This window comes from Vibrio sp. 070316B (genome assembly GCF_013114115.1).
GTDB lineage: Bacteria > Pseudomonadota > Gammaproteobacteria > Enterobacterales > Vibrionaceae > Vibrio > Vibrio chagasii_B.
Genome location: NZ_VTYC01000002.1, coordinates 1 through 13,044, shown reverse-complemented (window position 1 = coordinate 13,044; position 13,044 = coordinate 1). Strand labels below are relative to the sequence as shown.

At 43.6% G+C, this 13,044-nt stretch carries 11 protein-coding genes; 5 read left to right on the top strand and 6 right to left on the bottom strand.

All coding sequences use genetic code 11. The annotated features are described in order from the left end of the window. Positions 1 to 42 precede the first annotated feature (42 nt). Positions 43 to 1,476, bottom strand: coding sequence for a PTS transporter subunit EIIC (locus F0251_RS02420; protein WP_171730238.1), 1,434 nt, complete (start codon positions 1,474 to 1,476; stop codon positions 43 to 45). A gap of 261 nt (positions 1,477 to 1,737) precedes the next feature. On the opposite strand from F0251_RS02420, the gene F0251_RS02415 reads away from it, so the two are divergent. Continuing rightward, entirely contained in the window at positions 1,738 to 2,937 is a 1,200-nt protein-coding gene (locus F0251_RS02415) for an enolase C-terminal domain-like protein (RefSeq protein ID WP_171730237.1), read from the top strand. A 174-nt stretch (positions 2,938 to 3,111) separates the two neighbouring features. Here F0251_RS02415 and F0251_RS02410 read toward each other — a convergent pair whose 3' ends face one another. Continuing rightward, positions 3,112 to 3,819 (bottom strand): GntR family transcriptional regulator, encoded by a 708-nt coding sequence (locus F0251_RS02410; RefSeq protein ID WP_171730236.1) that lies wholly within the window; start codon positions 3,817 to 3,819, stop codon positions 3,112 to 3,114. Positions 3,820 to 4,363: 544 nt separating this feature from the next. Here F0251_RS02410 and F0251_RS02405 point away from each other — a divergent pair. Together F0251_RS02405 and F0251_RS02400 are read left to right on the top strand one after the other, a co-directional pair. Then, positions 4,364 to 4,987 (top strand): HAD family phosphatase, encoded by a 624-nt coding sequence (locus F0251_RS02405; RefSeq protein ID WP_171730235.1) that lies wholly within the window; start codon positions 4,364 to 4,366, stop codon positions 4,985 to 4,987. Positions 4,988 to 5,024: 37 nt separating this feature from the next. After that, positions 5,025 to 5,858, top strand: coding sequence for a hypothetical protein (locus tag F0251_RS02400; RefSeq protein ID WP_171730234.1), 834 nt, complete (start codon positions 5,025 to 5,027; stop codon positions 5,856 to 5,858). A 120-nt stretch (positions 5,859 to 5,978) separates the two neighbouring features. Here F0251_RS02400 and F0251_RS02395 read toward each other — a convergent pair whose 3' ends face one another. Beyond that, a complete protein-coding gene (locus F0251_RS02395) occupies positions 5,979 to 6,563 on the bottom strand; it encodes a sugar O-acetyltransferase (RefSeq protein WP_171730233.1) in 585 nt (194 codons plus the stop codon). Positions 6,564 to 6,696: 133 nt separating this feature from the next. Next, entirely contained in the window at positions 6,697 to 7,695 is a 999-nt protein-coding gene (gene add / locus F0251_RS02390) for an adenosine deaminase (protein ID WP_171730232.1), read from the bottom strand. A 120-nt stretch (positions 7,696 to 7,815) separates the two neighbouring features. On the opposite strand from add, the gene F0251_RS02385 reads away from it, so the two are divergent. Both F0251_RS02385 and F0251_RS02380 read left to right on the top strand, forming a co-directional pair. After that, the gene (locus tag F0251_RS02385) at positions 7,816 to 8,763 is read left to right on the top strand and encodes a LysR substrate-binding domain-containing protein (protein ID WP_008216036.1); all 948 of its coding nucleotides are present in this window, start codon (positions 7,816 to 7,818) and stop codon (positions 8,761 to 8,763) included. A gap of 123 nt (positions 8,764 to 8,886) precedes the next feature. Then, the gene (locus F0251_RS02380; protein WP_171730372.1) at positions 8,887 to 10,338 is read left to right on the top strand and encodes a glutathione synthase; all 1,452 of its coding nucleotides are present in this window, start codon (positions 8,887 to 8,889) and stop codon (positions 10,336 to 10,338) included. Between the two features lie 102 nt (positions 10,339 to 10,440). Here F0251_RS02380 and F0251_RS02375 read toward each other — a convergent pair whose 3' ends face one another. Continuing rightward, positions 10,441 to 10,821, bottom strand: coding sequence for a hypothetical protein (locus F0251_RS02375; RefSeq protein ID WP_061032033.1), 381 nt, complete (start codon positions 10,819 to 10,821; stop codon positions 10,441 to 10,443). Positions 10,822 to 10,884: 63 nt separating this feature from the next. After that, complete coding sequence (locus tag F0251_RS02370) at positions 10,885 to 12,933, bottom strand: glycoside hydrolase family 3 N-terminal domain-containing protein (protein ID WP_171730231.1); 2,049 nt, start codon at positions 12,931 to 12,933, stop codon at positions 10,885 to 10,887. Positions 12,934 to 13,044: the final 111 nt, after the last annotated feature.

Sequence of the window (13,044 nt, the reverse complement as noted above, 5' to 3'; positions counted from 1 at the left end):
ATGCTTTTTCGATTCTAATCTTACGGGAGTGGGACTAGCCGATTACTTGTTGTCTAGTTTTACGAACAACATGGTTAGAACAAAAGAGAGTGCGAATACACCCACCACGCCCATAATTGCCTGAAGGAAGTTTTGTGTACCGCTTGCAAGGTAAGCTGGCAAGCTGAATACAGAAGAAAGAATGTAGCTTGTTAAGTGCGTATCGATTGTTACCGAGATAGCACCGAACACACCTGCAGCCAAACTCGCGGTCATCATCGCTTTGGTGTATTTCGTTAGTACACCAAATAGAGCTGGCTCCGTGATGCCTAAGATAGCGGTAACACTTGAACCCATCGTAATTGAAGATTGCTCTTTAGAAACCGTTTTACGTTGCTTGTGCCAGATAGCCATTGTCGCGCCAGCAATTGCCATGTTACCCAAACACATAATCGGCATCAGTAGATCCTTACCATACAGTGCAAAGTTGTTCAGGCTGATCGGCGTCATGCTGTGGTGGATACCAAATACGATGGTAATTGGGCGAGTTAGACCAAACACAAAGCCCGTTAATGTCGGAGAGATCTCCAGTAGTGAACTCATCACCCAGCCTGCACCGTTACTTAGCCAGATACCTGCAGGACCAACAAAAGATAGTGTGATGGTTGAAGTTACCGTAAAGGCCAACAGTGGTGTAAATACAGGCTTCGCAGAAGATGGTACTAGACGGTCAACTAACGGAGTCACTTTAGACAATAACCAGATAGCAAGAATCGCCGGTACGATAGCGCCGCCGTAGTTGAGCAGCTCAATCGGAACCACGCCAAGAACCGTCAGCTCCGGAGCAGCGCCTGCGTCTTTTAGCATTGTTGCTTTATCAACGAGCAAAGGCGCTAGCATTGCAGAAGAGACAGCAAGCGCAATATATTCGTTTACTTTAAAGACCTTGGCGGCAGAGAAAGAGACCAGCATAGGTAAGAAGAAGAACACAGCAACAGAAATTGAACGGAAGAAGTAAACCGTGTCTGAGGTTTCAGAGATAACATTGGTTGCAATGAGACCTGATAACAGACCCATGAGCATACCGGCACCAGCAATGGCTGGAACAACAGGACCAAAGATGCCCGCGACAATGCGCATCACACCTTGGAATAGCTTCCCTTTCTCTAGCTCATCAGCAGGAGTCGCGTCAGCTTGTTGAGTGTTTGAGAGTGCGTTGAACCACTTCTCTACCTCAACACCGATGATGACTTGAGTTTGGCCCTGTTGAAGGACCACACCTTTCACATCTGCGATCTGCTTGATCGCTTCTTCGTCTACCAGCGATTCGTCTGATAATTTGAAGCGCAACCTTGTCATACAGTGGGTGATACTCACGATGTTGTCTTCACCACCAACAGCGGTGACTAATAACTGTATATTTTCGTTGAAATTTTTCTTTTTCGATAATGACTTAGAGTTTTTCACAACGGCATCACTCTTTTCTACCATTTGCATACTACACCTGTTATTGGAATATATTTAACTCGAGAAATCATAACGACAACCAATTTAAATCCAACGGAGAAAAAAGAGATCTCAATCACATTTAAAATTCGAAAAATTAATTTTTCAGCGTTTATTGCCAATTGGTATGTTTTGTTTATCAAAAAAAAACACTTAACGTACCAATTATTTTTGGGCAAAAATTAGCGCTTGAAATGTGATTTTTAAAGCGGTTAGATAATAGGAGTTGACTTAAGTTTAGGTTATTTAATTGTGAAAGAAACTATTATATCCGATATCCATTGTATTATTACTAAACCAGACAGACACAACCTCATTACCGTTGTCGTAGAAACGAATGAAGGTGTGACTGGCTTTGGTTGTGCGACATTCCAACAAAGACCGCTTGCTGTAAAAACAATGGTCGATGAATATTTAAAACCTATTCTTATTGGTAAAAACGCCAATAATATTGAAGACTTATGGCAAATGATGATGGTCAACGCTTATTGGCGAAATGGCCCTGTTATCAATAATGCAATTTCCGGTGTTGATATGGCACTATGGGATATTAAAGCCAAATTGGCGGGTATGCCGTTACATCAGTTATTTGGTGGTAAGTCTCGTGATGCTATTCCTGTATACACACACGCGACTAGCGACACAATGGAAGGTATTTATGAGCTGGTGGAATCTTTCTTAGACAAAGGCTACAAGCACATTCGTTGTCAGCTTGGTTTCTATGGTGGCGTTCCAACCGATTTGCATACCACTCAAAGCCCGACTGAAGGCTCGTACTACGACCAAGATCAGTACATGGACAATACTCTAACCATGTTTAAGTCGTTGAGAGAGAAGTATGGTAATCAATTCCACATTCTTCATGATGTTCACGAGCGCCTTTTCCCAAATCAAGCGATACAATTTGCGAAAGAAGTGGAGCAATATAAGCCGTACTTCATTGAAGATATTCTTCCGCCCAACCAAACGGAATGGCTAGACAATATTCGTAGCCAAAGCTCAGTATCATTGGGCTTAGGTGAGTTATTTAATAACCCTGAAGAGTGGAAGTCTCTAATCGCGAATCGTCGAATCGACTTCATCCGTTGTCATGTTTCACAAATCGGTGGTATTACGCCAGCTCTGAAACTCGGGCATCTATGCCAGAACTTCGGTGTACGTATTGCGTGGCACTGTCCGCCAGATATGACGCCAATTGGCGCTGCGGTGAATACGCATTTGAACGTGCATTTACATAATGCAGCGATTCAAGAGCATGTCGAATACAACGAGAATACGCACAAGGTATTCCCGAACGCTGCAGAGCCAATTAATGGCTACTTATACGCTTCAGAAATCGCAGGTATTGGTGTTGAAATCGACCGAGAGGTTGCAGCCGAGTTCCCTGTTATGTATCGCCCCCACGAGTGGACTCAAAGTCGCCTTCCTGATGGCGCAATTCATACCCCTTAACTCGTATTTATAATATAAAATGGTCGCTATAAGCGGCCATTTTTTTGAGTTGATTTGATTGTCTAATTAAAATTAGGTACTAACAAGATTATATTATTGGTGATTTAAATTAATATTTTAATAGTCATTCACTAATCTTACCCACTCAATATAAGTATCATTTTCAGGTTAGTATTATTTCTTATCTCGGAAGCTCATGCTCTCATTGTTAAAAGGCGTGTGGTAGGTGCATTGGTAATTAATATCAATAATGTCGCTGACTATAAATAACTCACCAGACGCTAAGAAACCTCGGTTAGTAATATTCATAGCAGCGACATTCTTTTTACAACCAAGCAGTTCAGCATCTTCCTTAGATACGTTAACAGCCTGATAAGTCGTCAAATAACTATCGATCTGCAGCCCTTTTGACAAAGCGTGTTTTTGAATCGAGCTTTCTATGATCTCCGCATTCATTTCAGGAAATACACTAACAGGAATTTTTGCTTCTTCAATTTGAACCACTTTATTGTTGATCAATCGAAGGCGCCTAATTTTCCAAATATATTCGTTGTCGCTTAATGAAAAAATTTGTTGCTCGTGATTGTCGGGTAGTGCTTTGTTCAACTGGATCTTTTTGTAAGAGATCTCTTCAAAACTGTTTTCAGTGATGGAGTTGTAGACTAGTGGTGTACCAATGAGAGAAGTGTTGACGAAATAACCAGAACCCACCTTAGATTTCACCATGCCAATAGCCTCTAGCTTAGCTAGTGCTTTACGAATCGTGAAACGAGATAATCCATATATTTCAGACAGTTCTCTTTCAGCAGGAAGCTTATGGCTGATACTGTTTTGACAGATCTTACTCACAATATCTTGGACAACTAATTCGTATTTTTTCATAGTTCGATAACGTTAAAGTGGATTCACTGTGGTTAAAGAATAGTGAACTAAATCAGGGATTCAGCACGCTTTGAGAGACTAAGAATTATAACACATAAGGGCATTTGGAGGATGAGAAATGAGTCTTATTAAACCGCTTAAGTCGGTGCATTTTGAGGCTTAATCGTGAATGCGTATCTTGTGAACTCAAGAGAATAGAGGCTAAACTAGAAAGCCAAAATGTGCATTCTACGTCATCAAAATAGGGGAAGGGTATAGAATGGGACTTAATATACTGCTCATAGATAAACGTATAGCAATCCACTGCCAATATTGTGTGGAAACAGCTGGCGCGCCAACGATCGTGTCATCTGAAGCCGATTTGTGTTGATAGTTTGCTCACTTGTAAATAATGAGAAGGCCATCGTAATGATGGCCTTTTTTGTACTCCATTGGTTGTATATTCTATTCGATACTTTTAATTTATAAACGTTCGTCATGAATCTTGATGCGTGGCACTTTGTGTCTTTTTTCCATCAATAACATGGCGATCACAGGAGTATGTATGAGTTCTAATGAAATCAAAAATGTGGTGTTTGATGTAGGCAATGTCATTGTGCGTTGGGCACCTCTGGAAATTGCCCGTCTTACTTTTGGTGATACTGAAGACTTGGAGTCTCGAGCTCGTAATATTTTCCAAAGCACGATTTGGTTAGATTTGAATAAAGGTTTTTTGACCGAAAGTGAGGCCAAGCTTCGTTATCAACAAGAACTTGACTTATCTCCATTAGAGTGTGACCGCTTGTTTTATTACGTTAAACAAACGCAGATCTTACTGCATGGTTCTGTAGAACTCATTGAGCGTGTAAAGCGCTCTGGCTATGGCGTGTATGCGCTGACCGATAATGTGGTCGAGATTGTCGAGTACTTGAAAAAGACCTGCGAATTTTGGCCGTTATTTGATGGTGCGGCAGTATCTGCTGAATTGGGCATGCTTAAGCCACAACCTGCAATCTACCAAGCGCTGTTATCTAATAATGGGCTTGAAGCTTCAGAAACCGTCTTCATCGATGATATGCCCTATAACGTTGAAGGGGCAAAGGCTGTAGGTATGGCTGGTATTCAGTTTACCGATGCCGCTCAGTGTGAAAACAGCTTGCAGGCGCTTGGCGTTAATTTAATCGATTGACACCTTGGCGATTGAGTTAAATTTGAGGATGTAGAAAATGAAAAGATACCCACCTAAGTCTATCGTTGCATTCTTGTTTTTAACTATGTCGGTACTGGTTTTAGTCGTGGCTTTCGTGCTTCAAATTCGCGGTGAGCAAGCATGTGATAGTTGCTATGAATCAGATAAAGGACAGTTCAAGTTTGTCCTTTACGATGGAACTTCACCTGCGATAATTCCAAGTATTCACAACGAGCTAATACTCAAACAGGCGCCTTTGATGAAGAGCTTCGGCCTGGGCTCAATACCGGTCATAACGGTGAGAGTATGGCAAAGCCAAAAGGCCTACTTAGATGAGCAAGAGCGTAGCATTGGACAGCGATATGCATTTTCTACTGGGTATATCGAGCCTCAAAGTAATGAAATCAGGCTGCTTTATTTTGGTGGTGAAATCCAACGAACAGCATTGCATGAGTTTGTGCACTTACTGACACTTCAAATCAACCCCAATTTTGCGAATAACCCTCGTTGGTTGTGGGAAGCGGTGGCTATCTATAAATCTGAAGATTATTGGTTCCACATGAATAACAGGAATGCCATCAAAGCCCGTTTTGATGGGCTTGTTCAAGAGTTATATATCAACCCTAATGGTGGTTCAACAATCTATGAAGTCGGTTATACCATCGGTGAGTTTATCGAGCGTTCATGGGGGGAGGAGGCTTTTATCAAGCTCATAAAGAGTAACGGTGATGTGTCTGGAATAACGAATGAGCCGATAGAGTCGCTATTTTCAGGGTGGAAGGATTTCGTGAAAAATACCTACCTTAGCTCACCACAAAGTGAGTATGAGAAGGCTTTAGAACGGAGCCCATTGCAGGCCTCTGAGCAGTGAATGAGATGAACTGAGTAGAAAGTTAACCGTACGATAGAACAACGCTGTTTATTAGATTAAGAGCCATGTTATTGAAACATGGCTCTTTTTGTTTTTAGATTTGGATACGCAATTTGCTTTTTAGTCGTGGGCTTGTTCGGCATTCAAGTGTCGAATCAGCTTTGCTGGTGTGCCGCCGTACAAGCAGTCTGGTGGTACATCACTGTTGACCACAGAGTTGGCTGCGATCACAGAGCGAGTACCAATGGTCACGCCTTGGTTAATCACCGAGTTTCCACCAATCCAGACATCATCTTCGATTGCGATAGGTAGACAGAAAGTTTCCCACTTGCGACGACTGAGGTGGTTCAGTGAGTGAGAAGCAGTGTAAAACTGGACACTTGGCCCCACCAATACATTGTTGCCAATTTTGATGTTGGAACCGTCAAGCATCACCACATTCATGTTGATGAAGGTGTCGTCACCAATCTCGATTGTTTTACCAAACTCACAATGAAAAGGGGGCTGGATTAAGCTGCTGCTACCAACCTTACCAAATAGCTGTTCTTGCAATGTGTGTTGCTGGTCTGGGTCTTGGTGGCTGTTGAAAGCCATTAGCGACTTTTTGGCATTGGAACGCATGGTTTCAATTTCTTGGTCTGCACCATTATATACTTGCCCAGATAACATCTTTTCTAGTTCAGTTTTAACGTTTGTATTACTCATGCTTGCCCACTTTCCGAGAGTCTCGGTCTAAATGACGAATACTGCAAGATTAGCGATTTTCGGGCATAAAAAAAGAGAAAAGCCTCAGCCTTTCTCTTCCTGTTTTTCTACTTAGCAATCAAGATTGCTTAAATTAGATTTGCTCAACGAAACCCATCAAGTGCTGTTTCACTTCGTCTGAAGCAAAAGCGCTTTCTACAGAGTACTTGTAGATTTCTGCGTAATCTTCTTTTGTTAGACCGAAGGTTTCACACACACGTTTTACTTCGTTAGTCATGGTTGTGTTCGACACTGTACGGTTATCTGTGTTGATCGTTACAACGATGCCGTCTTTCTTGAATTCAGCAATTGGGTGGTCGCTGAATTGGTGAATACATTTAGTTTGCACGTTACTTGTTGGGCAAGTTTCAAGCGCAACCTGCTTCTCTTTAACGATGTTGTACGCATCTTCGTTGCCTTGGATGTGAACACCGTGGCCGATACGTTCAGCGTCTAGCATAGTTACTGCATCGTAAACGTTCTGACCATGCCATTGCTCACCAGCGTGAACCGTCACTCGGTAGCCTTGCTCGATAGCGTATTGCGTGTATTCAGGGAACTCTGCACAGAAACCTGGCTTTTCACCGCCAGCGATATCAAATGCCACTACGCCTTTACCAAGGTATGGCTTACCTGCATCGATCACGTCTTTGATTGAATCTTTAGGGAACATACGCAGTACAGACATAATGTAGTTGCCCTTGATGTCGTATTTCTCTTCTGCTCGCTTCATGCCTTTCACTGCACTTGCAATGATCGCGTCAAGAGACAGACCTTTATTGACGTGCAGGATTGGTGCGAAACGAACTTCTAGGTACTTAACGTTTTCTAGTGCTGCGTCTTCGTAAAGCTCAAAAGAAATACGCTCAATCGCTTCTTCAGTTTGCATCACTTTAAGTGGCAGGCTGAAACAAGCTAGGTACTCATCTAGGTTTTTGCAATCTTCTGGCACAGTTAGAGATTGAACAACCGCATCACGGTCTTCAGGTAGTTCGATATTGTATTGTTTTGCTAGGTCAATAATCGTATCTGGGCGAACACTTCCGTCTAGGTGGCAGTGTAAGTCAATCTTTGGTAGTGCTAGAAAATCCATGAGTATTCCTTAATTCTATTATTCTTTGAGTGTGTTAACTCACATGCGCTAAATTTACCAAGAGCATGATATGATTTAAAGTGACAAATAATCATCATTAACCTGAATTTGGGGAATATCATGGTCGATGTTAAAAGCTTACTTAAATGCGATATGAATTTGCTGTTGTGCTTACATGTTTTGATTGAAGAACGCAGCGTAAGCAAAACGGCAGAGCGGCTGTTTTTGAGCCAATCTGCGGTAAGCAAACAACTCACCAAGCTCCGAGCTTTGTTTGACGACCCGTTGTTTGAGCGTGAGTCTAAAGGTCTATTCCCAACCCCAAAAGCACTGGTATTAGCGCCTAAGATCCACCAAATCTTACTGCAAATCGAGAAACTGACGGTCCCTGAGGTGTTTGATCCTAAGGAGAGTGAGCGTACTTTCACTATAGACCTTGTTGAGACCGCCTACACAGCGGTTTATCCGCAATTCATGCCAACCGCGCTTGCCGATGCGCCTCATATCACCATCAATAGCTCAACGTGGAGTAGTGATAGTTTCAAACGTTTACTCAAGCGCGAAGTCGATTTTGGTATCGGTATTTTTGAATTAGATGAACGAGCCTCAACCCATGTGCAATGTATTCCGGATGAATTGGACTACGTTGAGTTGTGCCTGGATTATTCCGTTTGTTTGATGCGTAACGATCATCCTGCTTTGCAAGAAGAGTGGAACCTCGACACTTTTCTCAAATATCGACACATACAATTGGTGACGGGCGGAGCGGGCGACTGGTTATTGATGGAAGTGCTTAACGCTAAGCAGTTAGAGATCAACAAGGCCGCTAACGTGTCGGATATCACTAGTGCCATTAAACTATGTAAGCAGAGCGACCTGTTGATGTGCTATCCATACAACTCGGTACGTGATTATATCGATAGTGGTGAACTAGTGATGAAGCCAGTTCCCATTGATTTGGTACCGGGCGGGTTATTCTTGTTGTGGCACCGTTATTTTGATTCTGAGCCTAGCCATCGCTGGCTGCGAGAGCTGATTGTTAACAAGACGCAAGACACTCAAGAGTAGATGGTGTTTTAACGCATTGTAATTCGTAAAATATTTTTCGCTTTTCGTTCGTCTTTTCAGACTGAGCATCGTCTTAATTGGGGGCGTAATTCCCGATCATAGTGAGAGATTAAAATGAATCCAATGCCAGTGTCATTGATTCCGCAACAAATAATAGAAGATGCCTGTGAGTGGGCGATCATGCACGGCGTTGCGTTTCGCCAGTCAGATAATACCGCTAGGCATTGTCCTTTCAGTATTGCGCCAATGACAATGGAACGTGAGGTTTATCAACACCTGCGCCGCGTCACTCCGCTCATTACCAAGCTGATCAGCAACGTATCGGAAGATCATGATTTTCTGCAGTCGTCATTGAGCGATATGGCGCAAGCCGATCCATTCTTTGGCCGCTTAATGGCACTTCATCAACAAGCTCATGGCAGTGCCGATGAACGCTTGAGGCCTGCCCGCCAGCCTTTGCTATTGATGCGAACCGATTTTATGGATGACCGTCAGCATGGAGCAAAAGTGATTGAATTCAATGGTATAGCAGCTGGTATGGCACCCTTTGGTCAGCGAGCAACAGAATTCCACTCATACATGCAAAACCAATGGCCAGAAACGTACAAGAACTGGCTAGAAGACCCGTCAGCAACACCAGCAGAGAACCAAGGTTTAGCTCAGCTAGCTTATGGTATTGCGACGACGGCTAGGCAAGTGAAAAACGATTTTAATGAGCAAGATAAACCAGTTTTCTTGATGGTGGTGCAGAAGAACGAAGACAATGTATATGACCAACATTTGCTTGAAGTTGAACTGCAAAAGCAAGGTATTCGCACGGTGCGTCGTACTTTTGAACAGTTGAGCTGTCAGCTTTCAACAGGAGATAACCAACGTTTGTTGCTGCAAGATGTTGGCGCGGTCGATGTGGTGTATCTAAGAGCTGGTTATCAGTATTCAGATTACTGGGCTCCAGAACTCAACGAATCGGTTTGTTGCCACACGCTAAGTCAGACTCGCTTATTTATGGAACAACACCATGTCGCAATGAACGCGACTATCAGCCAACAGTTAGCGACCAGTAAAACCATGCAAATGCTGCTGACCATGATGCCAGCAGCAGAATACGCAGGCTGGGGTTTAACGCTAGAAGAAGCGGAATTGGTGAAGAGTGTTTTAGCCGACATGAAGCCAATCACCCGTGAATCGATTGAATGGTTTAACACACAAGCTGATAAGCAAGAATGGGTGCTAAAAAACCAAGGTGAGGGCGGCGGTCATTGTGTATTTGGTGACGATATCAGTGAACAGCTGAGGCAACTTAAGCCAGAAGAGTACGACGCGTGGGCATTGATGCAGCGTTTGTACCCGCATGAGCGTGACGTACCGACTATTGCAGTGCGTGACACCCAGCAAACGCTTGTAACAGATCTAGTCAGCGAGGTCGGCCTATTCACCGCTTACTTCAAAGGTGAACCAGTAACCGAACTGGACGGTTATGCTGGCTACTTAATCCGCAGTAAGCCAGCCAGCGAAAACGAAGGCGGGATCCACAGCGGTAAAGGGATTCTCGATTCATTGGTGTTGATTGATTAGGTCCTGATTCCGACCGATAGCAGATAAAAGAAAGGCCAGAGTATGAGCGTTGGCCTTTTTTTTGGTCTCGATTTTGTGGTTTTGAACGAATGCTTTGTCGCGTTATGCCGGAACCTTAAAACAAGAATCTTGATTGCTGTATTTTGGTACGAAGCACAATTTGTCTGCTGACATTTTTAAGCCGTTTTGCATCTGGATATGTGTTACCGCCCAGATCACACAGCCGTGAGGTAGATTGAATAGCGAGCGAGTTTGAGTGAACAACACGCCGTCATCATAGGCTGGTGTAATGTTCGTCGCTTTGCCTTGCCACGCCTTATGAGTGGTTTGCACATCAATATTTGGCACAATCAGTGAGAGCATTTCTGGCTCAACGTCTTTGACGACTTTCAAGCAGATACGACACCCATCGTAGTATTGTTCTATCCAGATTTTATGTGGAATAGCGTTGTCATCCCAACTCAGTTGTAAGATATGTTCCATGACTTTGTCCTTGGTATCTAAGAAGGAAAGGCAGTGCTCACACTGCCTGAATTAGCTCAAATATTATTCGTAACTTAAACCATGTCCGAACGGGTAAAGGGTGTCGGCTTGATCATACCCAGGATAATCTGAGTCTTGGTTTTGAATCGCTTGGGCGCTGTTTGCTAAAGCAAATGGCAGTTTTCCTTGAGGAGCAAAGTTGCCTGAAAGCACTTCCATGAGGTTGCTGTCCGAGACTCCAAATGTGGCTATCACGGCACCGGCTTGCTTAAGATTACTTTGATCGTCTAGCACGAAGGGTTGTCTAAAGTTGATGGACAAGACCGTTTTGTCAGCACCCACTTCGTTCATAACGGCTTTGATGTCGCTTAGGCTTGGTTCAATATGCCAAGATGCCGCTGTAGCCATTTCACTGAATGCAAGAATATCGAGTTCATCTGGGTTCGCACCACCAAAGATAAGGTCAGGATCTGAACCTTCGTTGGATACGCGAACACGAATAACCGCATAGTCCGTATCGGCTGGTACTGGTGGACGCGTTTCTCCCGCTTCGTAATCACCGGAAGTCACGGCAAAGTTGTACTTGTCGTCTCCAGCAATGTTTTCGTCCATTCCCATGACATACAGAGCAACAGGAGCTTGTGCGGTTGATTCAGCTAAAGGTAAAGTCTTATTGGTATTTTGAAGTAAGACGACAGACTTTTTCTGTGCGTAATCAGCGCGTTCTTGGTACTTCTCATTGCCTAAAATCTCTTGGGCTTTTTTCTCGTCAACGTAAGTGTTTTCGAAAAGGCCAAGCTTGAATTGTTCTTCAAGTAAGCGTGTTACTGATAGGTCGACACGCTCTTCGGTGATCAGATCCTTTTCGACCAGTTTCACGATGACTTCTTTATCATGGAAACCTGAAAGCACATCGACTCCAGCCTCGACCGCCATTGCAACTTGCTCATCAATCGTTTTGTGTTCTACACCCCATGCGCGCTCGCCAATAATGCCGGTATCTGAGTTCACGTTACCTGTGTAGCCCAATTCGTCTCTGAGCAGGTCAGTGACAATGCCTTTTGAAAAGGACATACCAACATCGTTTGGCATCCACTTTTGATCTACAGGGATGCCGTAGTAAGGCATTATTGAAGAAGCGCCAGCCTCAATCGCGGCAATAAACGGTTTTAGGTGGTAATCAAAATTGTTCTTTGGATAGACTTGGTTCTTACCAAAGTCATAGTGTGGGTCACCACCGTTTTCTTGTGGACCGCCGCCAGGGAAGTGTTTGATGGTTAGCGCGATACTGTCTTCGTTAATCTCACCGCCATCCTGCAACCCTTTGATCAGTGAACGCATAATGTCAGATGCTAAATCTGCATCTTCGGTAAAGGTTTCGTGTACTCGATACCAGCGAGGTTCTGTCGCCAAATCCATCATGTATCCGTACATACTCCGCAGGCCAATTGAAGACCATTCTTCATTCATGATGCCAGCAAATTCAGTGATCAAATCCATGTCGCGAGTTGCCGCTAAACCTGCCTCTTTAGGCCAAGCAGAAAATGCTCCTGAAGAAACGTTGATCCCTGCTTTTGCTGATGGATCAATATGGTTACGGGCATTGGATTTGAATAGAGCGGGGATACCCATTCGCGTCTGTTCACGTAACTCTTGAACGCTATTCATGAACTGGGCAGCTTCTGTTGGGGTTATCTGACAACCTGAACGTCCAGCATCACAATCAGGAGTGTTAGTTGGGGTTTCAACTACGCTGTTACGGAAGATAAAACGTGTCATTTGGGCATCGGCAATCATGTCTTGCCCTGTGCTGCTAACAAGCCCACCTTCAGACGAGTTTAAGGTGTCAATGAGCATCATGCCGGCTTTCTCATCTAGCGTCATTCGGCTAACCAAGTCTGCTGCTCGCTCTTCTGGAGATAATCGCCAGTCTTCAAAGGGTTCAAGTGTTCCATTGCCGTTAGAATCTCGGAATTGGTAACCTTCAACGTTCAATACATCATGAACACGAGAGTGAACTTGGGGTTGTTGGAAGTTATTGTCGCTATCAGATGAGTTGCATCCTGCAAGAAGCAACGCGATTGCTATAGGTGTCAGGGTAAGACGCTTCATGGTCACGATCCTATTGTTAGTATAATAATAAGTACATGACCAATTTTAATAATTTACGGATTATTGGTTAACCAAAATAAATCAAACTAAAGATTTGGATCACCATATAAA

Excerpts from the sequence above, each read along its gene's own strand:
- F0251_RS02405 (WP_171730235.1), top strand. The coding sequence starts at position 4,364 with ATGAGTTCTAATGAAATCAAAAATGTGGTGTTTGATGTAGGCAATGTC.
- F0251_RS02400 (WP_171730234.1), top strand. The coding sequence starts at position 5,025 with ATGAAAAGATACCCACCTAAGTCTATCGTTGCATTCTTGTTTTTAACT.
- F0251_RS02410 (WP_171730236.1), bottom strand. The coding sequence starts at position 3,819 with ATGAAAAAATACGAATTAGTTGTCCAAGATATTGTGAGTAAGATCTGT.
- F0251_RS02420 (WP_171730238.1), bottom strand. The coding sequence starts at position 1,476 with ATGCAAATGGTAGAAAAGAGTGATGCCGTTGTGAAAAACTCTAAGTCA.
- F0251_RS02375 (WP_061032033.1), bottom strand. The coding sequence starts at position 10,821 with ATGGAACATATCTTACAACTGAGTTGGGATGACAACGCTATTCCACAT.
- F0251_RS02380 (WP_171730372.1), top strand. The coding sequence starts at position 8,887 with ATGCCAGTGTCATTGATTCCGCAACAAATAATAGAAGATGCCTGTGAG.
- F0251_RS02370 (WP_171730231.1), bottom strand. The coding sequence starts at position 12,933 with ATGAAGCGTCTTACCCTGACACCTATAGCAATCGCGTTGCTTCTTGCA.
- F0251_RS02385 (WP_008216036.1), top strand. The coding sequence starts at position 7,816 with ATGGTCGATGTTAAAAGCTTACTTAAATGCGATATGAATTTGCTGTTG.
- F0251_RS02395 (WP_171730233.1), bottom strand. The coding sequence starts at position 6,563 with ATGAGTAATACAAACGTTAAAACTGAACTAGAAAAGATGTTATCTGGG.
- add (WP_171730232.1), bottom strand. The coding sequence starts at position 7,695 with ATGGATTTTCTAGCACTACCAAAGATTGACTTACACTGCCACCTAGAC.